General features: G+C 49.8%; 18 protein-coding genes and 1 tRNA gene. 3 read left to right on the plus strand and 16 right to left on the minus strand.

All coding sequences use genetic code 11. From position 1 onward, the window contains the following. Nucleotides 1-602 precede the first annotated feature (602 nt). The 6 genes from tkt to K9N57_02250 all read right to left on the minus strand — a co-directional run bounded on the left by tkt (nt 603) and on the right by K9N57_02250 (nt 10,427). Entirely contained in the window at nt 603-2,603 is a 2,001-nt protein-coding gene (tkt, locus tag K9N57_02225; protein MCF7802984.1) for a transketolase, read from the minus strand. 201 nt (nt 2,604-2,804) lie between these two features. After that, a complete protein-coding gene (locus K9N57_02230; protein ID MCF7802985.1) occupies nt 2,805-4,961 on the minus strand; it encodes an RNA-binding transcriptional accessory protein in 2,157 nt (718 codons plus the stop codon). A gap of 115 nt (nt 4,962-5,076) precedes the next feature. Then, nucleotides 5,077-5,679, minus strand: a complete 603-nt coding sequence (locus K9N57_02235; GenBank protein ID MCF7802986.1) for a YigZ family protein — start codon at nt 5,677-5,679, stop codon at nt 5,077-5,079. Beyond that, nucleotides 5,676-7,274, minus strand: coding sequence for a T9SS type A sorting domain-containing protein (locus K9N57_02240; protein ID MCF7802987.1), 1,599 nt, complete (start codon nt 7,272-7,274; stop codon nt 5,676-5,678). The genes K9N57_02235 and K9N57_02240 overlap by 4 nt, the downstream gene beginning before the upstream one ends. A gap of 451 nt (nt 7,275-7,725) precedes the next feature. Continuing rightward, nucleotides 7,726-9,069: a ribosome biogenesis GTPase Der gene (der, locus tag K9N57_02245; protein MCF7802988.1), complete on the minus strand. Its 1,344-nt coding sequence runs from the start codon at nt 9,067-9,069 to the stop codon at nt 7,726-7,728. 5 nt (nt 9,070-9,074) lie between these two features. Beyond that, nucleotides 9,075-10,427 (minus strand): DUF512 domain-containing protein, encoded by a 1,353-nt coding sequence (locus tag K9N57_02250; protein MCF7802989.1) that lies wholly within the window; start codon nt 10,425-10,427, stop codon nt 9,075-9,077. An 806-nt stretch (nt 10,428-11,233) separates the two neighbouring features. On the opposite strand from K9N57_02250, the gene K9N57_02255 reads away from it, so the two are divergent. Continuing rightward, nucleotides 11,234-11,305: transfer RNA gene (locus tag K9N57_02255), tRNA-Gly, on the plus strand. A gap of 260 nt (nt 11,306-11,565) precedes the next feature. Here K9N57_02255 and K9N57_02260 read toward each other — a convergent pair. Both K9N57_02260 and K9N57_02265 read right to left on the minus strand, forming a co-directional pair. Further along, the gene (locus tag K9N57_02260) at nt 11,566-12,051 is read right to left on the minus strand and encodes a nuclear transport factor 2 family protein (protein ID MCF7802990.1); all 486 of its coding nucleotides are present in this window, start codon (nt 12,049-12,051) and stop codon (nt 11,566-11,568) included. A gap of 47 nt (nt 12,052-12,098) precedes the next feature. Continuing rightward, a complete protein-coding gene (locus tag K9N57_02265; protein MCF7802991.1) occupies nt 12,099-12,959 on the minus strand; it encodes a hypothetical protein in 861 nt (286 codons plus the stop codon). A gap of 167 nt (nt 12,960-13,126) precedes the next feature. Here K9N57_02265 and K9N57_02270 point away from each other — a divergent pair, with 167 nt between their 5' ends. Both K9N57_02270 and K9N57_02275 read left to right on the plus strand, forming a co-directional pair. Beyond that, on the plus strand, nt 13,127-13,660 hold the full coding sequence (locus tag K9N57_02270) for a phosphopantothenoylcysteine decarboxylase (GenBank protein ID MCF7802992.1): 534 nt from the start codon (nt 13,127-13,129) through the stop codon (nt 13,658-13,660). An 87-nt stretch (nt 13,661-13,747) separates the two neighbouring features. Beyond that, nucleotides 13,748-14,551 (plus strand): purine-nucleoside phosphorylase, encoded by an 804-nt coding sequence (locus tag K9N57_02275; protein MCF7802993.1) that lies wholly within the window; start codon nt 13,748-13,750, stop codon nt 14,549-14,551. Between the two features lie 33 nt (nt 14,552-14,584). Here the strand turns inward: K9N57_02275 and K9N57_02280 are convergent, their stop codons facing one another. The 8 genes from K9N57_02280 to K9N57_02315 form a co-directional block, all read right to left on the minus strand. Continuing rightward, entirely contained in the window at nt 14,585-16,966 is a 2,382-nt protein-coding gene (locus K9N57_02280; GenBank protein ID MCF7802994.1) for a TonB-dependent receptor, read from the minus strand. A 446-nt stretch (nt 16,967-17,412) separates the two neighbouring features. Further along, nucleotides 17,413-18,216, minus strand: a complete 804-nt coding sequence (locus tag K9N57_02285; GenBank protein MCF7802995.1) for an LPP20 family lipoprotein — start codon at nt 18,214-18,216, stop codon at nt 17,413-17,415. A 9-nt stretch (nt 18,217-18,225) separates the two neighbouring features. After that, nucleotides 18,226-18,786 (minus strand): LPP20 family lipoprotein, encoded by a 561-nt coding sequence (locus K9N57_02290; protein MCF7802996.1) that lies wholly within the window; start codon nt 18,784-18,786, stop codon nt 18,226-18,228. 215 nt (nt 18,787-19,001) lie between these two features. Then, a complete protein-coding gene (dprA, locus tag K9N57_02295) occupies nt 19,002-20,144 on the minus strand; it encodes a DNA-processing protein DprA (protein MCF7802997.1) in 1,143 nt (380 codons plus the stop codon). After that, complete coding sequence (gene obgE, locus K9N57_02300; GenBank protein MCF7802998.1) at nt 20,098-21,099, minus strand: GTPase ObgE; 1,002 nt, start codon at nt 21,097-21,099, stop codon at nt 20,098-20,100. Before obgE ends, dprA begins: the two co-directional genes overlap by 47 nt. 148 nt (nt 21,100-21,247) lie before the next feature. After that, on the minus strand, nt 21,248-21,670 hold the full coding sequence (locus K9N57_02305; protein MCF7802999.1) for a DoxX family protein: 423 nt from the start codon (nt 21,668-21,670) through the stop codon (nt 21,248-21,250). A gap of 122 nt (nt 21,671-21,792) precedes the next feature. Beyond that, a complete protein-coding gene (gene icd / locus K9N57_02310; protein MCF7803000.1) occupies nt 21,793-23,031 on the minus strand; it encodes an isocitrate dehydrogenase (NADP(+)) in 1,239 nt (412 codons plus the stop codon). A gap of 27 nt (nt 23,032-23,058) precedes the next feature. Further along, nucleotides 23,059-23,358, minus strand: coding sequence for a zinc ribbon domain-containing protein (locus tag K9N57_02315; GenBank protein MCF7803001.1), 300 nt, complete (start codon nt 23,356-23,358; stop codon nt 23,059-23,061). Nucleotides 23,359-23,386: the final 28 nt, after the last annotated feature.

The following is a 23,386-nucleotide window of genomic DNA, read 5'->3' on the forward strand; positions in this document are numbered from 1 at the left end:
TGAAGTGCCGGCGTGTGCTTGATATCTTCATTGGACAACCTCCTCACAAGAAATATCGCTCTTTTTGGGGTGTCCACCAAAACATAGCAACTCCACCCCTTTCCCTTGCAAAGGGAAAGGGGACAGGGGATAGAGTTGTATCTCATCTTTCGAGCATCCCAGCAACTTGCTCCAAGACCATATGACGCTTCCCACCGCAGAGTGCACTCGGGAATAAACAGTCTGATGGAGCGCAGGAGCAGATATTTAATTTCCTGAGCAAAGTTAATAGCCAATAAAAAAAATAAAGAAATTCCTCAAAATTGACTATCCTCGCAGCAGAGCAACGAGGTATTGAGCCAATTTTGTGGTTTTACCACCGGAATTTCTTTGGCAACAACTACCAATAATCACCCGCGACGCAAGCGTCGGGGAATTCTTTGATTAAACACCTTTCGGACAGATATCGTTGAACCTTGGTAATAAAAATCTTGTCGCTCGATCTACCGGCATAAATTGATTTCTTTTATATTATCCTGTCCATCCTGTCAATCCTGTCAGAAAAAACAAAAGCGCCCCGGCTCTGGGGCGCTTTAATCAGACTCACCACTCGTTCTCGGTAACTACAGAAGCGATTTCGCGTTCTCCACCACATTCTCCACGGTGAAGCCGAAGTGCTTGAAGGCGTCTTGGCCTGGAGCTGAAGTACCGTAAGTCTCCATGGTGATGAATGCCGAGTTCCAGCCGGCGTATTTGTCCCAGCCGGTGCGGCGGCCTGCCTCGATGACCACGCGCTTGTCGACGGAACGCGGCAGGACGCTTTCGCGGTACTCGTCGGTCTGCTCGTCGAACAGCTCCCACGAGCACATATTCACGACGCGGGAGTCCACGCCTTCTTCGGCGAGGGCATCCTGGGCGCCGAGCGCCAGTTCCACCTCGGAACCAGAGGCCAGGAAGATAATCTCCGGATCGTCGCCGGAGTCGTTCATCACGTAACCACCCTTCCGCACGTTAGATGCTGCGGCGTATTTACTGCGATCGTAGATCGGGAGTCCCTGGCGGGTCAATGCGAACGCCGTGGGCCGGTCTGTCTGTTCCAGTGCGATTTTCCAGCACTCCACCACTTCGTTGGCGTCCGCGGGACGCAGCGTCAGGAAGTTGGGAATGGCGCGAAGCGACGCCACCTGTTCGATGGGCTGGTGCGTCGGGCCGTCCTCGCCGACGCCGATGGAGTCGTGGGTGAACACGTAAATGTTCGGGAGTCCCATCATGGCTGCGAGACGGAGCGTCGGGCGGAGATAGTCGGAGAATATCAGGAACGTCGCCCCGTAGGGTCGCACACCCTTGGTCAGCGACATGCCACTTACAATGGAGCTCATGGCGTGCTCACGAACGCCGAAATGCAGATTCCGCTGGTCGTAGGCATCTCTGGCGAAATTCTTTTCGGCATCGATGTAGGTTTTGTTGGATGGTTCCAGGTCCGCCGAGCCACCGATAAGTTCGGGTATGTTAGCCGACAGTGGCTGAATAGTGGCTCCGGACGCCTTCCGGGTGGCCATGCGGCCGTCTTCCGGACTGAAGACCGGCAGATCCTTGTCCCAGTCCTCCGGCAGCGATCCGCGCATCCGGCGTTCAAATTCCGAGGCCAGTTCCGGATACTCCTCGCGATAGGAGTCAAACATCTCCTGCCATTCGCCATACGCTTCAGCACGTTCGGTGACCTGTTCCTTGATGTGTTCGCTGACTTCATCCGGCACGTAAAAATGCTTCTCCGGATCCCAGCCGAGATTCTCCTTGGTCAGTGCCACTTCCTCTTCGCCCAGTGGCGAACCGTGGGCTGCGGAAGTATCCTGCTGATTCGGACTGCCGTACCCGATGTGCGTCCGGACAGCGATGAGATGCGGTTTGCCCTTCACTTCTTTGGCCGTCTCGATTGCCGACGACAGCGCATCCAGATTGTTGACATCATCAACCACCTGCACGTGCCAGTCGTATGACTCAAATCGTGTCGGTACATCTTCGGAAAAGGCCAAATCCGTGCTACCATCGATGGTAATTTTATTATCGTCATACAGGTAGATGACATCGTCCAGTCCCAGGTGTCCCGCCAGCGAGGCCGCCTCGGAGGAGATGCCCTCCATCAGGTCGCCGTCGCTGCATATGGCGTAAATGTTGTGATCAATGATGGGATAATCATCTTTGTTAAACTTTGCCGCAAGATGCTTGGCCGCCAGCGCCATCCCGATTCCGTTGGTAAAACCCTGCCCCAGCGGACCGGTAGTGGTTTCGATGCCTGGGACATCCCAGTATTCCGGATGTCCTGCGGTTTTGCTGCCCAGCTGACGGAACTGCTTCAACTGATCGAGCGGCATTCCGTAACCGGTAAGATGCAGCATGCTGTACAGCAGCATAGAGCCGTGTCCGGCGGAGAGCACGAACCGGTCGCGATCCGGCCAGTCCGGCACTTCCGGCGTGTGTTTCATGTATTGCGTGTACAATAAATACGCGATCGGCGCACAGCCCATGGGCATTCCGGGATGCCCGGAACCGGCTTTCTGTACGCCGTCCATCGCAAGGGTGCGAATGGTGTTAATGCTTAATGTTGAGATGTCAGACGTTGCCATAAATCACTCCCCGTTAAGGTTTCAACTACAGTGTTAGAGTATTCAAGTGTTCGTGTGTTCAGGTTAAAAGCGGTGTTATAGTGTTTATATTTGGCAATTTTTCCTTATCAAATTCCTTCGCAGTGTTAGGACTTTACGGTAAAATTTTGGGCGTTTTATCAGCGGTTATCTGCTTAATCTGCGTCATCTGTGTGCTATTTATCAGTTCTTCGCTTGCTTCATGCTCAGCCCGATCCGGTTTCGCTCCTCATCTACGCTCAGCACCTTTACCTTCACCACCTGGCCGACCTTCACCTCTTCATGCGGGTCATCCACAAATTTATCAGCTATTTCGGAAATATGCACTAATCCATCCTGGTGAACTCCCACATCCACGAACGCGCCGAAGTGGGTCACGTTGGTCACCGTCCCCTCCAGCAGCATTCCCTCTTTCAGGTCACCGATTTCCTCGACGCCCTCCTTGAACTCGGCGGTTTTGAATTCGTCCCGGGGATCGCGACCAGGGCGACGGAGTTCTGTGAGAATATCCTTTACCGTCGGGAGCCCTTTTTCGTCGTCCACATACTTTTTGGGATCCACGTCAATGCCCTTTCCAACGATAGCTCCCAGCGATTTGCCTACGTCTTTGGCCATTTTCTCTACGATATAATACGATTCCGGATGCACGTTGCTGTTGTCCAGCGGATTCTTCCCGCCCGGAATCTTCAGGAAGCCCGCGCACTGCTCAAAGGTGACCGCGCCGATGCCGGGTACATCTTTTATCTCCTCCCGTGATTTGAATTTCCCGTTGGATTCCCGCTGGTCCACGATATTTTCTGCAGTAGAAGTTGTCAGCCCGGAGACGTGGGTTAGCAGCTGTTTGGACGCGGTATTGATATCCACGCCCACCGCGTTGACGCAGCTGGAGATCACGGTGTCCAGTTCCTCCTTCAGCTTGGTCTGATTCACGTCATGCTGATACTGCCCCACGCCGATGCTCTTGGGATCGATCTTCACCAACTCCGCCAGCGGATCCTGTAAACGTCTTCCAATAGATATAGCCCCACGAACGGTGAGATCCAGATCCGGGAACTCCTCCGAAGCAACCTCGGACGCCGAATAGACCGACGCGCCGGATTCGTTCACCATCACCGGTATGGCCGGGAGATTCTGTTCGCGTACCACTTCTTTGGTAAAAGCTTCCGTCTCCCGTCCAGCCGTGCCGTTGCCAATGGCGATGAGTTCGATGTCGTACTTTTCCGCAAGAAATTTGATAATTTGCGCTGCTTCTTTCCGCTTCTCCTGCGGCGGATGGGGATAAATCGTCTCATTCTCCAGGAACTGTCCGGTTTCGTTCAGGACGGCGATCTTGCACCCTGTGCGGAATCCTGGGTCAATGGCCATGGTTCGCTTGTGCCCCGCCGGCGCCGCCATCAGCAGGTCACGGACATTCTTGGCAAAGACATCGATGGCTTCCTCTTCCGACTCCTCCCGCACTTCGGAGAGGATGGAACTGCTGATGGAAAGCGAGAGTAACCGGCCGTAGGCGTCTTCGATTACTTCCTGCAAGAATTCCTTGTATGGACTGTCCTCTGTTAAGACCTCTCGGGCGATATACTCGAACACCGGTTCGGGCTCAACATCGATGGAATAGTTGATGATGTCCTCATCCGCGCCGCGGCGGATGGCCAGAAATCGGTGTCCGGCGACCTTTTTCACCGGTTCGCTGTAGTCGTAATACTGCTCGAACTTGGACTGCTTTCCCCGCCACTCCTTTTTGGCCTTGGTCACCAGGAGCCCGTTCTGATACATGTACTCCCGCAGCCACTGCCGAATGTCGGGATCGTCAGCGATACGCTCGGCCAAAATATCGTGCGCACCGGCCAGAGCATCTTCAACCGACTCAACTTCATCGGATAAGTATTCCAACGCCAGATCCGCCAGCGGATCGCCGTTGACCGGCTGCAGCCAGATGCTGTCCGCCAGCGGCTCCAATCCCTTTTCCCGCGCCTTTTGAGCCCGGGTGCGGCGCTTCGGCTTGTACGGCGCATAAAGATCTTCTAATTCGGTCTTCTCCCGGCACTCCAGGATGCGGGCCTTCAGCTCGTCCGTCAGTTTATCCTGTTTTTCGATCGTGGCGAGGACGGTCTCTTTACGCTCCTCCAGTTCGTCGTAATACTGGTAGGCGTTCCAGATTTCCTTCAGCTCGATTTCGTCCAGTTCGCCGGTGGCTTCCTTGCGGTAACGCGCCACGAACGGGATGGTGGCGCCCCCGGCCAGGAGCTCCAGCGCGGATTTCATCTGCCCGCGACGATACTTTAAATCCTCGGTGAGCCAGTTCAGAATTTTTGCGGGGATGGATGATTTCTGGTCAGACATTTTTGCAAGGGACCTTTTTTAAAAATTTTCCCAGAGAATCATTAGCCGATTCGCTTCTCTGGCAGCTATATTCCGGAAATTGCCACATTATTAAAGATACGAAAAAAATGAACTGTCAGACAAACGCTATCCGGTCTCCGGTACTGTCAATTAACTGCCGGCGGAACTGTTCTGCCAGAGATTGTCGTACCGCTACCGTTATCCGGATTTTTTCACCGTAATCTTGGTCGGTAATCCTGGCTTCCATGTTTTCAATCGTTCTCATCACTGCGCTGATATCCTCGTACGTTGTTTCCAGAGAAACCGTTTCAGTCAGGACTTTCCGGACGATGGTCGCATTCTCGATGGTCAGGTGTGCGGACTCCCCATAGGCTCGGATCAGTCCGCCGGTGCCCAGTTTGGTTCCCCCAAAGTATCGTGTGATGATTATAATGACATTTGTCAGATCAGCGCCGGTGATGGCCTGGTAGATCGGCTTGCCCGCCGTACCAGAAGGCTCCCCGTCGTCATCGTAGTGGAAATCGGTCTCATCGCCCAATCCGATCACATATGCTGAACAATTGTGCGTGGCGTCGTAGTACTCCTGCTTTACCTCGGAAAGTCGCTGCGCCGCGTCATCTCTGGAATTGACAGGATAAATATGTCCGATAAATTTGGAACCCTTTTCCTTGAACCGGGCAGTTGCGTACTCTTTTACAGTGAGGTATTCGTCCGTCATCGGATGAGCACGAATTTGCCTGTTTGGGTCTGGTTTCCGGCGTCGAGTCTCAGAAAATAGACCCCGCTGCTGAGCTTTCCGGTGCTCTGCCCTTCTATGGGAAGCGTTAACTGAATAGGCCCGGAATCAAATGCCTGACCACCGAAATTATACTTGAGCACTCTTCGTCCGGTGACATCAAACAGATCTGCACGTATTGGTCCGGCTTCATTCAACACAGTGTATATTTGGATATTGTTGCCGTGTTCGGCCGGTACGTAAGTGTTGGGGAAAAAGGTTACGATCTTTTTCTCCTGTGATATCGAGATGGATGTGGTGTCCACTACGGGATTAACAAGCGCTCCAACACCAGCCATTCCAGATTTAGGAAAGGTTAGGCTCAAGGTTTGTTTTCCAAGAAAGAAGTCCACCGGGTTTGTGGACCCAGGGATGGCAATGGACCCTCCCCCCCTTGCATCTAGCGGATTGAAATTCAATCGGTAATGTTCCAAACCAACACCTGTGTGCATGAGATCCTGGTATAATATATCTCTGGCAGGAATCGACCGAGCCACCGGCAACGAGTCGGGAATGGTGATGGCGCCGCTGGTGGTAATCTCAGGGTACTCTGCGGCATCCGGATAGCCGTATCCATTGATGGCACGACTGCCGGTTAGCAGGTTCCAGGCGCCGAATTTTCGATAGGAACCCGCGAACGAATATCCGATATCTTTGAGCGCGTGATCGATAGCGGGATACGCTCGTTCCGTGACAAAATTGGCCCAGATATCGCTCCAGACAGTGGGCTCGTTATAACTGTTTAATATATAACCATAATGGGCGGTTTTATATCCTCCGCTGGTATGCAGTGGCTGGCTTTGACTGGCAAAATATGAAGAGACGTACTGGATATAATCATTCACCGCAGGGTACACCAAATCTTCAAACCAGCTGCTGGAGATTTCATACCACCATACGTCTTCCAACTTAAGGGTATAGGCCAGATGAAACTGGTGAAACAGTTCGTGCGCAATGGTCGCCCGGAGCGCGTTAACGCCGTGGGTGTAATAATTTGCCTCTACGTAATCGTTGTCGATCTCCGTATAGCTGGCGCGGGCCATATCGCTTGTGGGTGTTTTGATAACCTCATCTTCCCACCTGGTGATGCCATAAATTGATCCCGACAGATCGTGGATGTAAATATCCCGTGCCCCACCGGACGGATCACCATCCCGCCGGTCCCCTTCATCTGGATACGATTGGCTATCCATGGGCGGCGGTGGAAATCCCATCGAATCCACCAGCGTGAAGTAGGATTTGTGCAATGCTTTTTCTGCCTCATACACCCAATCCGGGATACCCTGGCTGTTGGTGCTGGTGGGATCGATAGCGTCCCCGCCTTCCAGGCTATAATGAATCAGGAAGACCGAATCCTGCGTCAGATACCGGTATTGCAGAGATGGGCGCTGCATCTGTGCCGCAGTGATTTTCCCCAGTTTTGCCTGCTCCATCAGCACGGAAAATCCGCATTTGACCGGTTTGTCGGGTTGGGCGAATGTATCTTTTGTAAAAAATAAAAAGAGTGAAAGAGATATATAGAGGATGATCCGTTTCATACGATTGTATCAAATATGAGGTAATTGCTGGATTAGTTCCAAATGAAAATTCAATCTGCGCCTGAACAGTTTTCTATGGCTTAATTCAACCCCGTTGGTGGAGGTAATGAATAATGACCGGTATCCCCTGTTACCGGGGATTTCCGCGTAAGAATTCTCCGGGTTTTGTACAATCGTAGATGCCTCTGGGAAAATCTGTGATTTTGACAACATTTCCTTTTTGGGAAACTCTTACATTTATTGCCCGTTTTTTCTTGATAAAAAACGGGCAGAAAAAATCAAGGAAACTCAGAACTCGCACTCCTATTATCACGTGACGGTCTTTCACAATTATTTCAAAAAAATATCCGAATGCTTACGACATCTATTCGGGTGCTCAAACACTGAGTTTCCGTTAAAAACAACTATGGCTTACAATGGCCGGGGTTGAAAGATTGATGATTACCAGCCGCTACTTCTGCCGAAACGACAGCGTCAGCGGGACACCGAAGAAGCTCCACTTCTCGCGGATCTTGTGTTCGAGGAACCGCCGATAGTGTTCCGGAATCAATGACGGATCGTTCACGAAAAATGCGAACACCGGCGGCGCCGACTTCACCTGGGTGACGTATTTTATACGTACGAATTTTCCTTTGACCCGTGGCGGTGGAGTCCGGTCAATTACCTCCTGCAGATAGTCGTTCAGTGCGCTGGTTTTGATGCTCTTGCCGCGCTCTTCATAGATTTTAGCAGCCAGCTTTATCGGCTTGTACAGACGCTGACGATGCAGTACGCTGATAAATACAAATGGATAGAACTCCAGTTCCGGAAACCGGTACACGATATCATCCTGGAAAATCTTCGCCGTGTTGGTCTCCTTCTCAATCAGATCCCACTTGTTCACTGCAATGACTAATCCCTTTTTCTTGTCCAGCACGTACCGGATAATTTCGGCATCCCTGCGGGAAAAGCCTTTGTCGGCATCCACGATGACGATTCCCACTGCCGCAGAATCAATGGCCTGATATGTCCGAACCAGGCTGTAATACTCAATCTCTTCGGCTATCTTGGATCGCTTCCGGAGTCCAGCGGTATCAATGAGGCGGAATTTTTGTTCGTAGTACGTAAAATCTGAATGGACCGTGTCCCGGGTCGTCCCGGGAATGTCGGTGACGATAGAAACTTCCTCGTTCAGGATTGCATTAGTAAACGAGGATTTTCCAACGTTGGGCATTCCGACGATGGCCAGCGGAATTCTGTCCGGATCTTTCGCAGGCCGGGTAGCTTTCTCCGGGAATCGTTCCACCAGTCTGTCCAGCAGATCGCCGGTGAGTCTCCCACTTTCAGCAGAGACGCCTATCGGTTCTCCTAATCCAAGATTCCAGAACTCGTGCACGTCCAGAGCCTGGTTGTCCGAATCGACCTTATTCACGACCACCAATACCCGCTCGGCCTGGCTCCGGAGTTCATTGGCGAGTTCCTGCTCTACCGAGGTAATGCCGGTTGCAGCATCCACCACAAACAGGATAAAATCAGCCTGTTCAAGGGCAACTTCCACCTGACGCCGAACTGTGGCATCTATTTGTTCATCACTTCTGGGAATATAGCCGCCAGTATCAATGATAGTAAAGGTATGCCCGGCCCAGTCTACATTCCCATAGATGCGATCCCGGGTTGTTCCTTCAATTTTGGAGGTGATCGCCTGGCGCTGTCCGGTTAACCGGTTGAAGAGTGTGGATTTCCCGACGTTGGGGCGGCCGACGACGGCGACGGTAAGCGAGGATTCTGTGATGGGGACTTCCTGTGCGGTAACCATACCTCTCATCCCACCTGCCCAATGCCGCTCAACACCTCGACTGCAGTGCTGCGAGCATTAATATCGATTTCCGGTTCATCGTTGCCTGTGATAATTTTCATAAAGTCCTCATCGGTGACAAAGGTGGGGACGCCGAGGTGATTCTGAATATCTTCCGGCGTTTTGTCATCCAGGGTGATTCCATCGTCGTTTATGAATCGCATTGGCAGATAGAGTGCATCACCCAGGTTCCGTGCCGCCAGCTGACGGATGACGTCCTGTGCGGTGAGCAGTCCTGCCACCGTGACCATATCCCCCCAGAAGTCGTTCCGGATGGCATACAGGTTGGCGTGGAAGTTTTCGATTTCGTTCAATACCGGCATAATGTGTTCCCTGAAGATCGGTTCCGCCAGTTTTCCGGTGACCAGGCTGACTTCCCTGGGCTCCGGGAGGTTCTCAGGGAAACCGCGGGACTGCGCTTCGAAATCGTCAAGAAAAGAGCGTACTAAACCGACGCCGTTTTCAATCTGGTATGCGTTCCCGTAATAGTCCATCGGCGGAATTTCTTCATCAGCCAGGATAAACCACTCGTCACTGAGATAGACAAACCGCTCGCCCTCTTTGTTCCGGTACATCTCGTCATACTTCCGGACCTTCGGCATAAAATCGCTGGCATATTCCGGGGAGACTGATTCCAGTTCAGCCAGTCCTTCCCGGTGCTTCGTAAGCCCAACCGGCACAAGCGCGACCGACATCAGGTTTTCCCGGAATTGGTATAAGTCTTCAAGGGTTTTGTCGAGCACTTCTTCGTCGTTGACACCCGGGACCAACACAATCTGCGTGTGGACCTCGATCCCGTTGGAGACCAGATAGTCCAGCTTTTCCAGGATATCGTCCTCTTTTTTATATAGAATCAACTCTTTGCGAACTTCGGGATCGGTTACGTGGACGGACACATAAATGGGACTCAGTCCCTGGGTGGCGATCCGCTCCATTTCCTTCCAGCCGACGTTGGTGAGGGTGACATAATGCCCCTGCATAAACGAAAGGCGGTAGTCACCGTCACGGAATTTCAGTGAGTCCCGAACTTCTTCGGGATTCTGATCCACGAAGCAAAACAGACAGTCGTTGGCGCACTTCCGTATCTTGATGGGTTCGAAGGTGACGCCGAGCTGCTCATCCGGGTGCTTGGCGAACTCTTCGATCGTAACTCGTTCCCCCTCCCTGAAGATCACCATTTCGATGGTATCCTCGGTAAAATGGAAGCGGTAATCGATAATATCCCGCACCCGCTGTCCATTGATCCGCAACAGCTGATCCCCGACCCGCAGGCCGAGTTCTTCTCCCAAACTGTTCGGTTGTACGTCTGTGATTTTCATAGCTAACAAAAATAGGTGGGAGACCACGGATTCACAAACAAAAACAGTATCTTAAAACCGTGTTAAAGTGTTAGTGTGTTATCGTGTTATAGTTAATGGCGGTTAGGAGTCTTGAGTCCTATGTCCGTGTGTCAAGCATTTTAATAGTACCCACTTCAGTGGATATTCGTTAGTCGTGAGTTGTTGGTTGTTCGTTGCGTTCGTTCCCCTTCTCCTTCTTTCATCCTACAAAAATTCCACGTACAGCGAAAAAAATCGGATAAAAATATATTCGCAAGTCTTGTGATCAACGATCCACAAACAACGAGCTATCCACAGTTTTTCCCTTTCTGCCTTCTCCCTGCTCCCTCCAGCTTTCTCTTTTCCAGGTAACAACCGATTAAGAGTAAGATTATGATTAAGATTAAGAAATACCTTGCTCTCTATACCCTTGAGCCTAATCCCCTATATCCATATCCCCTATACCTCTTTTTCTTTTCCGGCCTCCGGCCTCCGGTCCCCCGGTTCCGAACTCCGGTTCTATACTCCTTCATTCTGCATTCTTCAATTGAGTTATGGTGTTGGGTAATTAGACATTGGATATTTGATCTGGTTCCTTCTACCTGATGAGAACTGACAACCCTTTCATGCTGTTACAACGAACTACCAACTACCAACAACGAATAGTTTTCCCGTCTGCCTTCTCCCTTCTCCTTTCTCCCTGCTCCTTTCTCCCATTTCCCCCTTTACCCCATACCTTATACCCCTTTTCCTTATTCCCCTTCTTGACATCGATACCGATTCAAACTATCTTTACTTTCAATTACGCGGGCGTCGTATAATGGCTATTACCCGAGCTTCCCAAGCTCGAGACGTGGGTTCGATTCCCATCGCCCGCTCAGCCGAATTAAAAACCCTAACTTATTGATAAACAGTGAGTTAGGGTTTTTTATTTTTTGTCGAATGGGTGATTTCGGAGCTTTAAACCTACGGTAACTTTTCAAATATATTACATAATCTTACATAGTTTTATTTGACCACGCCCTGCATAATGCCCTGCATATTTGCCTATATTGTGGGTCTCAGAACTCACTGGATTATTCATATAGATTTAACTGATTCTCGTTCGGATGAACTTTTTCAATCACCATCGTATCCTCTACCGTTTCCTCGCGGAATCCCAGTGCTCCGCGAGTTTACCGTTCTCGATGCGAAACATGTCGAACCAGGTTGTGGTATAGGTTTTTGATTCGTCATTGGGATCAGGATATTCACGCGCAAAACTCAGGACAACCATATCGCCTTCGGCAACAATTTCGATGAGCGGCATCTGAATAGTATCTTTAATTGGTTGCGGTTCACCAAACTGTGAGAAAAATTCTACGAAGGCCTCCCGGCCGGTGGCGACATTCGGGTTATGTTGGATATAATCCTCCTTCATATACTTTTCAGCCTGATCCAGATGGCGCGCCTCCAGTACAATTCGCCAGCAATCGTATACCAGCTTTTTATTTTTTTCTAATTCCGGATCGTCACTTTCCAGCAACGCCTGTTGGTCTTCCGCCGGCGTTGGTGGTATCTGCGCGGTCAGGTCCGGCTGACCAATTAGTATGACCAAACAGAATACCTTTATATAATGACGCATTGTTTAACTCCTTGTTTCTGGTTTCATTGGATTAAAAACACGTAGGCTTACTCCCCCATCCTCATTATTCCCCTGGTGAGGTTCTCTACCGCCTCTTCAGAGTATCGCAAGAACAGATTCGGTTCAATAAGTTCCAGTTCCATGAGCTTTTGGTTCCCATCCGCAGAGCGAATATAATCAATCCGGGCATACAATGGTTCGGGATCAATCGCACCAATGATTTCCTCTGCAAACCGGCGTACTTCCCTGGTTACCGGCAATAGTTCTTCTCCGCCCCCGTGCTGCGGCTGCACCCGGAATTCGCCTTCTTTGGCAAATTTCCGGATTAGATGACTGACTTTCCCATTGATGTACACGGCAGAATATTCCCCCTCGTTGAGGATTGCCTCCTGAAGCGGTTGAATCATGCACTCCCCAGTGTCGGGCAACTGATTCAGGGCGCTACTGATATCCGATGAAGACGGATTTTTCAACAGCAGCGCATGATAGCCACCGGCCGAGATCGAGGGTTTCAGCACCACGTCGCTCCACCCATTCTCTACGATAATTTCTTCAACCGATTCCGGTTCATAGTCAGCAGTATATGCCGTTTGTACCACTGGGATTCCATTAAACTCCAGATCATGCATATACCGTTTGTTCAAATTCCAGAGAACGGTTTCTGCAGAATTGAGTAATATCGTGCGAGTAGCAACTTCATTGATCCACTGGATAAACTGGGTATGTTTCCGGGTATAATCCCACACCGAGCGCAAAATAACAACGTTGAACTGGTCCCATTTGATGACAGCATTATCCCAGACAACTAATTCTGCGTCAACTCCATTTTGCCGAAGTGATTGCAGAACCAACGCATCATCGGTATTGGTTTGGACCTCACTCTCACATGTAGCTATCGCGACTTTCATAGTCCTGCAATTCTCTGTCTTTCCGTGTTACGATGATCCAATATACAAAATAGACGGCAACTTTTGGACATCGGTCCGAAATTCCGCTAATGAAGAAAACAGATCGACATATCCGCATCAGTATATTACATTTGTTTTGACTGATGAGTAAAAAGGACGGGATTCCAATGAAGAAGATCCTGCTAGGCATTACCAGTTCAATTGCAGCGTACCGGATGCCGAATCTAATCTCCCAGGGACGGAAACAGGGATACGAATTCCGTGTCATCGTGACCGAAAAAGCGGAACAGTTCGTTGCCGTCCAGGCATTGTCGGTCATGAGTCAGCACCAGTGTTATCGGGACCAGGACGAATGGGGTACTACCGAACAGGTGCTCCATATCGACCTTGCGAAGTGGTGCGATGCCTTTCTACTTGCGCCGTTGACGGCCAACACCCTCGCAAAGATGGCCAACGGCATCTGCGATAATCTCCTCACATCGGCGGTGCGAGCTCTTGGTGAAACGCCACTCATTATCGCTCCGGCAATGAACACCCGGATGTGGGAAAACGCGTTTACACAGGAGCATATTCAAAAATTACAGGAAGTATATAATTTGACTGTCATCGAACCAATTACAAAAAAACTGGCTGACGGAGACGAAGGTATTGGCGCCCTGGCTGAGGACGACACAATTCTGGGTGTTCTTTCTTCACTTTAGTTTAAGCATGACTACGGTGTATTATTGAGCAAGTATAGATCTGAATAACTCTTCACTATTTCTTCAAACTAAAGATAACTACTTACTATGTCATACACATTGAGCAATGAATTAGATCAGGCGTTCAATGCCATTAAAAAACAATATGATGTCCATGCCGATATCGCCCTGACTCTCGGCTCCGGACTTGGCTTTTTCGCCGACGAAATTAATCAGACTCAGGTCATTTCATATTCTGAAATTCCCAACTTTCCGCAATCCACCGTGGAGGGCCACGCCGGCCGCCTGGTCTTTGGCGAATGGGAAGGCAAATCCCTGGTGATTGCACAGGGCCGCCAGCACCACTATGAAGGTTATTCCCTGGACGAGGTCACCTTCGCTACCCGGCTTTTTCATCGTCTGGGAGCACATTCACTCGTAGTAACGAATGCCGCCGGCTGCGCCAATCCCGACTATAATCCCGGCGAATTTATGACCATAACGAATCATATCCCTATGGTGGAAAAAATGCTGCCGGATGCGTACAAGACACCGACACCATCAGAGGTGTGGGATACGGAGTCGGCCGCAACATTACGCGACATGGCAGAAGCCAGTGATATCGTAGTCCGGGATGGCACTTACGCCTGGGTAACCGGTCCGTCCTATGAAACACCGGCAGAGGTGCAATATCTGCAAGCCCGGGGCGCCGATTCCATCGGAATGTCGACCGTCCCCGAAGCCATTGCCGCGGCTCAACTCGGGATGCGGGTACTCGGTATTTCATGCTTTACGAATTACGCTACGGGATTATCGGAGACGGAGTTATCTCACGCGGAAGTAAGTGCTACGGCAGAGAGGGTGAAATCCCCTTTCGCACAACTTGTGCGGTTGGTCCTGAATTACTGGTAAATCTCCTATACTATTCCATGGTAAGATTCCCGCCTAAAACTCCAGGCTGAATCCGCCCACTGGAAAAATACCGGTCTGGTGCGCAAATACGGTTTCTTTGGTATCGTTGTTCCAGAATCGGGTGTGTTCATTCTGCCGGTTGTATACATTTTCGACGGAGAAATACGAGACCAGGGTAAAATTTTTGTAATACGTTCGATGGTCAAACCGCAGATCCAACCGGTGGTAGGGATCGTAACGCTCCGAATGAATCCTGTCAAGGTCGCTGCGCCCCTCTCCTGCTGCAATTGATGCCTCGCGATCAAACGGCGTATACGGCCGCCCTCCTGCAAATCGCCATTTCCCGCTGATTTCCCAGCGCTTGCTGAACCGATATCCTGCGACAATATTCAGCACATGCCGGTTATCGAATGCGCCCGGACGGAGTACATCGTCCAGCGCTGCATGTTCAATGACGGAATAGGAATAACTAACCAGTCCATACAAGTTTTCTATGGACTTCTTCTGCAATAAAAATTCGATGCCGGTGGCATGCCCGAAGCCCTCACTGACTCCGGCGCCGGTGCCAACCGATCCGTAACTCGCCCCGGAATTGGCCATGGTTATGTGGTCGTAGGCTGTGTCCGATGACACCGGATAATCGAAATAATTCTTACGAAAAATTTCCACGGAAAACAATGTGGCATCGGTTACCAGATATTCCATTCCAACGATGTAATGATCACTCCGGATGCTCGTGAGCCGGTTTTTATTTCCGGAATCGCCGGTGATGGTAATCAGCTCAGGACTCTGATAAAATATGCCGGTTGCGGCGTTCACAGTGAGTTTGTTGGAAAGCTGATAGCTGGTACTCACCCTTGGCGCCAGGTCATGAGTGTTCAGCAGGTCGAAAAAATCGTATCGTAACCCGATATTCACGGCCCAAAGCGGTTTTAATTGCCTCTTGTAGTCCACATAGATGCCGGCCTTCGGCGTCCAGTTTTGACTCATATCGGTGGTATCCGCGGTAATCCTGCGTCCGTAACTGTCAATCGTATCATCCGGCGTGGGTGTAAAGATAATCTCGTGATTATAGGACATCATTCTGCCATAACCGCCAAAATGCAGTTCATCACCCGATTCAAACAGATATACCCAGTCCGTTTTCAGATCATTTACCACCTCTACAGACGCATTCCTGAACAAATCATAGGTTTCAATAACCTGACTTTCCAAATCATCATCGTCAGGCCGGTAGACCCGTTTATCCTGCATATTCACGTCGGTGAAAAAGTGGGTTTCGTTCCGCGAAACCGTAAAATTCGAGTGCAGTTTTTGGGTCCAGATTTTTGAGAGATTTGCCCCGAATGTGTACTGCTGATTCTTATTCTGCACCCATTGATAGCTGTTTACCACAGTATCTCCGACCGCGAAATCGTCCGTTTCCAATGTTGGCTGGATAGTAATGCGATCCGTGCCTCCGACTCCGATCACAGAGAGCTTCGTATCACTCGTCAGATCGTATACGACCTTGCCCTGAGTGTTCGCATAGATGGGCACACCGCCGTAGTTCAGGAAATCGGAGGCAAAATCCAGGAAGCTTCTGTGCAGGGCAAACATCCATGCGCCCTGTCCTTCGTTAAACGGCCCCTCAAAATTTGCGCCGAGCCCGGCAAAGCTCAGGTCGAATTTTCCGTCGTATCCTTCGCGGTTTCCGTTGCGATAATTAATATCCATGACGCCCGAAAGCTTTTGCCCGTATTTTGCAGGAAAACCGCCGGCCATAAAATTCACATCTTCGATAAACTGGGAATTGACCATACTGATCGGTCCGCCGGTGGCACCCTGGGTCGGAAAATGGTTGGGGTTCGGGATCTCAATATTGTCGATCATGTACAGGACTTCAGACGGGCTCCCTCCGCGGATAATCAGGTCATTTCGGTCATCTGTGCTGGGCGAAACACCGGGCAGGTTCTGCACCATCCGCCCCACATCCTCCCTGGCCCCTGGTGAACGCCGAACTTCCTCGTAGTTGAGATTCCGGTAGCTCACCGGGATCTCCTCTTCTTTGGTGAAATAGCTGTATGCTGTGACCGTGATTTCTTCGTCGCTCTCCAAATAGGACTGCCGTAGATTTACGTTTTTATACATGGTCTGGTTTGAATTAACCAGCACGTCCGTTATGATCTGTTTTTCGTACCCGATCATCGAATAGACCACGGTGTAAATTCCAGTTTCCACGTCAGGAATGACATATCGGCCATTCTCATCCGTCGCCGCTCCGTAATTTGTACCTTGCAGGATGATATTTACGCCAATCAAGGGTTCTCTTGTCTGCTTATTCGTAACCGTCCCCTGGATCGTGCCGGTTTGTGCCATGGCTATACCGATGCATCCCAACAAGAGTACACCAATTTGTAATACGTATCGAACCATTGCGGATACCTAGACCTTACTTTTCACTTGGCGCAAATTTACAATTTCACTGGGCAGAAACAATACAATTTTCCTCATGAACTACCACTGTTGGCAGATGTGGATAACTCGTGAATAAATAGTGTATTCTGTTGAAAATTCATCACATGCTCACGCTCTAACTACCGCTACACTGCTAAACCAGTTTATTCCGGACTGGATACATGCTAGTATAAATAGACATTTTAAACATATTAAATTATTATTTTTATTGTATTTAAACTCGTTAGACATTTTCACGCATTAGCGAAAGACACGGATTTTGTGCTCGGTCACCAAGAAACCACTTCGGTCAAACGCTCAACAGTCGTTCCTGTAATGTATTACATGAGATAATGTGCATAACTTCCGGTTTATTCATAACAACTGCTATTTTCCCGATACGAAAACAGCTGCATATCTACAATTTATCGCAGCGGATACTCTATTAAGGTATAGTATAGATGTTTATCCGTATCATACCATCGGCCAACAATTATATTCCGATGGAGTGTTACATTTGTAACATCTTCACTCCACTTTCGATGATATGTGCCTGCATCAGTGATCTGCTCTTTTCGCAAAGATGATTTTCTCGCCGAAAGCGTCATGGCAATTTCACGGCGTGCCTCTTTTGCCGACTGTTCCCAGGCCTGGGGCACTTCCATGTACGGTTTACTAATTCCAATACCGTATATCGCACCCGGCGATTCAGGCACCGCTGTGATCCATGCCGGTTCTTCACCACTCGGGTATGCCTGTTCACCTAAAGATACTTCTGAAGCATCCGGCGTGCCCAGGTTCCTGCCGATGCTCACTAAGACGTAGTAATATTCCGTCGTCCTGGCGCTATCAATAACGATCGCATTGGCGGCACACCGTTGAAAATTTGACGAATCGACAGTTTCCGTCGTGTATCCAAAGGACAGGACTTTCCCGGTATGCTGTGATTCTGCTAATTTGGATTTAACGGAGGTGGAATACTGTTTGGTGAGTTCGGACACCGCATGTTGTCGGGCCATGACATAAGTGAGTGAATCGCTAGTGTAATACGGAGCGATTCCCACGCCGTACAAATGGCTGGCATCCCGGGGTGGATTGTATAACCACGCCGGAGGGGCCTGCGCGGTTATGGACAGAGGAAAAAACAGAAAAACAATCCACCCGAATACCAGGCATTTCCGGGATACCTGTCGCGTTATAAAAATGTCCGCCCGGAAATTCAAATTCACGGAAACGGTTTATTCCATGTTATTGATTTCTTCTTTGAGGGCGTCAAATCCCTGCTGTGCCTTAAATTCGTTATAGAGTGCTTCCTGCTTTTGGGCTTCACTCAAGGTGGACTGCCGCAGCGATTCCAGCGGATATTCTACCAATGCATAAAAGGTCCCATCCTTGGCAGGATAGACTTCTTTAACTTTACTGCCTTCCAGGGAAATATCCACGACCTGTTTGCTAACACTCTGAGTGAATTCCAATGCCTGCGCGTTTTCCCCTACGCCGGATTCCTGCATAAAGTCCTTTAACATTGAGGACACTTTAGTCTGCACCTGGGATGCGATATCGTCCCGCGCCCGCGCAATCGCAGACTTTCTTGCCAGAGAAGGGTTCTGTTTTTTGGCACTCCCGACGCCATAAATTGCATCTTCGGCTTCAGGCTGAACCAGAAACCATTCAGGCACATCCTTCATGGGACTTTCTTCCGTACTCCCGGAACGGGAAGAGCCACAATTCTGCAGGCTGATACTAAAAACAAAAACTATGACTAAGAGACTGACTAACGTACGAACTGATTTACCCATTGCTCCTACCTCCTTTGTTATTCTATGGAAATACCTTGTTTGCCTTCGATCCAGTCGGTTTGCTACAAATAAATCTGCATGGCTAACATACGCAGATTACGATTGGTTGTATGTGAGCGAAATCATGCCTTGCTCCCATTCTGAACTGAATAAAATTACCGCATCCGCTATCGAATTGCAAAATGAATTCGTGAAAGTGATAATGGGTTGCCGCACTACGCCTTTTTAAAATTTTTTCCGGGGAGTTGTTCAACAATCGACTTCAATTCCATACCCAAAAGTATGGTTAATACCTTCGGAGAAGGTTGTCCCAGCGATTGCGCAATTTCATCGATATGGACTGGCTCATCGGACAACATTTTATAAACGGATTCTTCGTCTGGCGATAAATCAACTTGATTCACCTTCGGCTTCTGGTTTCTCTGAAAGTCAAGTTGTCCCGACAGCTCCTCGAGTATATCATCAACCGTTTGAACCAGTTTTGCACCGTGTTTGATCAGGCGGTTTGCACCTATACTACGCTTGCTGTCGATACGTCCCGGTACAGCAAATACCTCCCGGTTTTGCTCCAGCGCAATTAATGCCGTTAATATCGCACCGCTCTTATGCCCCGCTTCAATGACTACGGTTCCCAGTGATAGTCCGCTGATTATCCGGTTTCGTTCTGGGAAATTTTTCGCATCGGGATCGGTACCAAGATAATATTCGGTGCAGACCATGCCCTGCTGTGCAATTTTCTTCGCCAACGCTGTATTTTCTCTGGGATAAATCTGGTCGATGCCGCTGCCCAGAACGGCGATTGTCCTGCCGCCGGAGTCCAGTGCGGTAGTATGCGCTTCTGTATCGATACCACGGGCCAGACCACTCACAATAGTAAATCCGTTCTTTACCAGTTCAGTGGTCAATTCTCTGGTCACCTGATTTCCGTACTTACTGCTGGATCGGGTACCGACGACCGCGATGGCCTGATCGTCCGCTTCTTTCAATTCGCCAACACCGTACAACAGGATCGGTGCATCTGGCACTTGCCGTAACCGTTCAGGATAGTTTGAGTTGAGGAAATGGAATATCCTGGTACCCGTTTCCTTGATTCGTCGGGCCTTTTCCCAGTGATCGTCTCTGACTTTGCAATCTTGCAGTGCGTCAGCGAGCTGCTTTTCAAATCCGGCGACGGATGCAAGTTCCGGGGGCGTACTTTCAAAAACCCGCTGTGCCGCTCGATAATGCGAAAGCAGGATCCTCGCACGCCGGACCCCGATTTTTTGGCAATCCATCAGAGCGTAGATGGCTGCCAATTCTTCTATGGTCAGGTCAATGTTCAATGGTATGCGTTCGGATTTTATCCAGGGTTGTGCCAACACGATTCCGCAAAGTATCTAAGCCCTCTCCGGACACAGACGAAATCGGCAGTACGTCTATTATCTTCTCGGGAACATCATCTATCTTGGGGATTTCCTGTACCGTATCCGTTTTCGAGAGCACCAAATACCGGGGCTTCCGGGTAATTTTCGGATCGTATGCTTCCAGCTCCCCAACCAGTTTCTGATATTTTTCCAGGATATCCTCTTCGTTCACATCTATGAGGACCAAAAGGACCTTTGTCCGTTCGATATGGCGCAAGAACTGATCCCCGAGCCCTTTGCCCGCGTGTGCTCCTTCTATCAGACCGGGGATATCGGCCATGACAAATGATTTAAAGTCACTGTACCTGACAACTCCAAGATTGGGTGTCAGAGTAGTAAACGGATAGTCTGCGATTTTCGGTTTTGCCGAGGAAATGCGGGAAATCAGCGTCGATTTTCCGGCATTCGGGAACCCGACAAGGCCAACATCAGCAAGGAGCTTCAATTCCAGGCTGATTTTCCGTTCTTCGCCGGCAAATCCCGGTGTCGCCTTCCGGGGAGCCCGGTTTGTGGAGGATTTGAAACGGGTATTTCCTTTACCGCCGTTTCCACCTTTCGCAACGATTACCTGATCCTCCGGTTCCTGTAAATCGGCGAGTACTTCTCCGGTATCTAAATCCTTAACCACTGTGCCGGGCGGTACCGATAACACCACATCCTTGCCGCTGGCACCCGTTTTATTGGCGCTGTCGCCATGTTTACCGCCAGGCGCCTTGTACTTGCTGTGATACCGAATATCCTGCAGCGTCTGCAACTGGGGATCGACTTTACAGAGAACCGATCCACCCTTGCCACCGTCACCACCATCAGGTCCACCCTTTGGTACAAACTTCTCACGGCGAAAACTGACGCAGCCCATGCCGCCATGACCGCCGGCAACCTCCACTTCAACGTAATCAATAAATTTCATTTTTTGTCCAGCATCATTGGTTCACACACTTATCAGCACAAGGTACGGGAAACTGATGATATTTAAAACTATCCCTGAGTCAGGATAACTACAACTTCAGATTGGCGGTACCCGGAATTATCGTAGTGATTCCGTCAATTTGTGGTACTTATTTCGATTTTTTTCGCAAATATTTCCCGAATAGATAATCCAGGGAGAACTTACCTGGTCCAATTATACCCACCGTGCCGGCCATGGTCAGATACATCAACGATTTTTCCCTGGTGCCGAAGGAATCGCCGGCATGCTGGAGAAACGCGGCCACAAACATGGTTCCTATAAGGAAAATAGCCGCAATACGGGTCCCGAGCCCCAATACGAGCATCCAGCCACCTGCAAATTCAGAAAGAGCCGCAAGCCATGCAAATAATTCGGGCAGCGGAAAACCCAGGTCGGCCACACCATTGGCAAATCCATCCATATTGCCAGAGAAAATTTTCCGATACCCGTGTGTCATAATCCCGAGGCCCATCAGGACGCGCAGCCACAGTAATCCGATGTCAATACGATGTTGTTTGATATATTCAACCATGAGAAGTTATAACCTCCGACTGAAGGCAAACCCTTCTGCTTCATTTTCCGCCCCAGGCAATTAAAAAGAAGGCGGAGCAAAATTGCTCCGCCTGTTCGTCCGAATCGTTTGTCCGGAAACTCCTACATGTTTTCTATGATAGCGCTGGCAAACTCGGATGTTTTGAGCTTTGTGGCTCCCTCCATCTGGCGTTCCAGGTCGTAAGTAACTTTTTTCTGTTCGATTGTCTTTTCCATGGCTGACTCCACCATTTCCATGGCTTCGTCCCAGCCAAGATATTCCAGCATCATCACAGCTGAGAGTATCAAGGAGCCCGGATTGACCTTATCCATGCCGGTATATTTCGGAGCCGTCCCGTGGGTGGCTTCGAACAGGGCCACGTAGTCGCCGATGTTTGCGCCGGGCGCCATACCCAGGCCTCCAACTTGTGCGGCACACGCATCGGACAGATAATCACCATTCAGGTTCGGCGTGGCGATAACCTCGTATTCATCGGGGCGCAGGAGCACCTGCTGGAACATGGCATCAGCAATCCGGTCCTTAATCAGGATCTTCCCCTCGGGAACCTGACCTTCATGCTTTTCCCAGACTTCGTCCTCCGAGATAGTAATATCACCGAACTGTTCACGGGCAACTTCGTAACCCCATTCCTTAAAAGCCCCTTCGGTGAACTTCATAATGTTTCCTTTATGCACGAGGGTTACGCTTTTGCGATTGTGATCGATAGCATATCGGATGGCCTTCGCAACGAGCTGTTTTGTCCCGGTAATGCTTATTGGCTTAATACCAATGCCCGAATCCTCCCGGACATTCTTTCCCATGGTATCGTTCAGAAAGTCAATAACCTTGCCTGCGTCCGCTGTTCCTTCCTGCCATTCGATACCGGCGTAGACGTCCTCGGTGTTTTCCCGGAAGATAACCACATCCAGTTTTTCGGGCTCTTTCACCGGACTGGGGACACCATTATACCAGCGGACCGGACGAACACAGGCATAGAGATTCAGTTGCTGTCTGAGTGCCACATTCAAGCTCCGAATACCACCACCGACCGGCGTGGTCAATGGGCCTTTAATGGCAACAATATATTCGGTGATTGCGGTTTTAGTATCCTCCGGAAGCCACTCATCGTATTTATCTTTCGCCTTTTCGCCGGCGTAGATTTCAAACCATTCAATTTCTTTATCGCCACCATATGATTTATCTACGGCGGCGTCAATGACTCGCTTGGTAGCTTTCCAGATATCAGGCCCGATGCCGTCCCCCTCGATAAAAGGGATGACAGGATTGTCGGGTACCTGAAGTTCGCCATTCTCCACGGTAATTTTGTCACCAGATGTTGGTGGAGTGAGCTGGGTAAACACAGTAAAGTCCTCCTCCTGCTTCAGATGTTAGTCAGATTCAGTATTAGTTTTTTTTGATTCCGAAGATGATGCGTCCGATTTCGTATTTGATTCACTCGACTTGGATGAACCCTTTCTTCCATTGTTACCGCCGGAACCATTTTTGTTTTTATAATCGGTGATGTAAAACCCGGTCCCCTTGAATATGAGTCCGGCGCCGCTACTCATAAGCCGTTCAACGCTCTCTTCACCACATTCGGGACAGATTTTGATGGGATCGTCCGACATGCTCTGAAACTCCTCAAATCGATGGCCGCATGCCTTACATCCGTATTCATAGGTTGGCATTGCTCTATTCGCTCCTTTTATTCCTTAT

It is taken from the genome of Candidatus Neomarinimicrobiota bacterium (genome assembly GCA_021734025.1).
Taxonomy (GTDB): domain Bacteria; phylum Fidelibacterota; class JAANXI01; order JAANXI01; family JAANXI01; genus JAANXI01.

Coding starts and splice junctions, on each gene's coding strand:
- K9N57_02275 (MCF7802993.1), top strand. CDS start 13,748: ATGTCATACACATTGAGCAATGAATTAGATCAGGCGTTCAATGCCATT.
- K9N57_02230 (MCF7802985.1), bottom strand. CDS start 4,961: ATGTCTGACCAGAAATCATCCATCCCCGCAAAAATTCTGAACTGGCTC.
- K9N57_02315 (MCF7803001.1), bottom strand. CDS start 23,358: ATGCCAACCTATGAATACGGATGTAAGGCATGCGGCCATCGATTTGAG.
- tkt (MCF7802984.1), bottom strand. CDS start 2,603: ATGGCAACGTCTGACATCTCAACATTAAGCATTAACACCATTCGCACC.
- K9N57_02235 (MCF7802986.1), bottom strand. CDS start 5,679: ATGACGGACGAATACCTCACTGTAAAAGAGTACGCAACTGCCCGGTTC.
- obgE (MCF7802998.1), bottom strand. CDS start 21,099: ATGAAATTTATTGATTACGTTGAAGTGGAGGTTGCCGGCGGTCATGGC.
- K9N57_02305 (MCF7802999.1), bottom strand. CDS start 21,670: ATGGTTGAATATATCAAACAACATCGTATTGACATCGGATTACTGTGG.
- K9N57_02280 (MCF7802994.1), bottom strand. CDS start 16,966: ATGGTTCGATACGTATTACAAATTGGTGTACTCTTGTTGGGATGCATC.
- K9N57_02250 (MCF7802989.1), bottom strand. CDS start 10,427: ATGAAAATCACAGACGTACAACCGAACAGTTTGGGAGAAGAACTCGGC.
- der (MCF7802988.1), bottom strand. CDS start 9,069: ATGGTTACCGCACAGGAAGTCCCCATCACAGAATCCTCGCTTACCGTC.
- K9N57_02260 (MCF7802990.1), bottom strand. CDS start 12,051: ATGCGTCATTATATAAAGGTATTCTGTTTGGTCATACTAATTGGTCAG.
- K9N57_02290 (MCF7802996.1), bottom strand. CDS start 18,786: ATGGGTAAATCAGTTCGTACGTTAGTCAGTCTCTTAGTCATAGTTTTT.
- K9N57_02270 (MCF7802992.1), top strand. CDS start 13,127: ATGAAGAAGATCCTGCTAGGCATTACCAGTTCAATTGCAGCGTACCGG.
- K9N57_02265 (MCF7802991.1), bottom strand. CDS start 12,959: ATGAAAGTCGCGATAGCTACATGTGAGAGTGAGGTCCAAACCAATACC.
- K9N57_02240 (MCF7802987.1), bottom strand. CDS start 7,274: ATGAAACGGATCATCCTCTATATATCTCTTTCACTCTTTTTATTTTTT.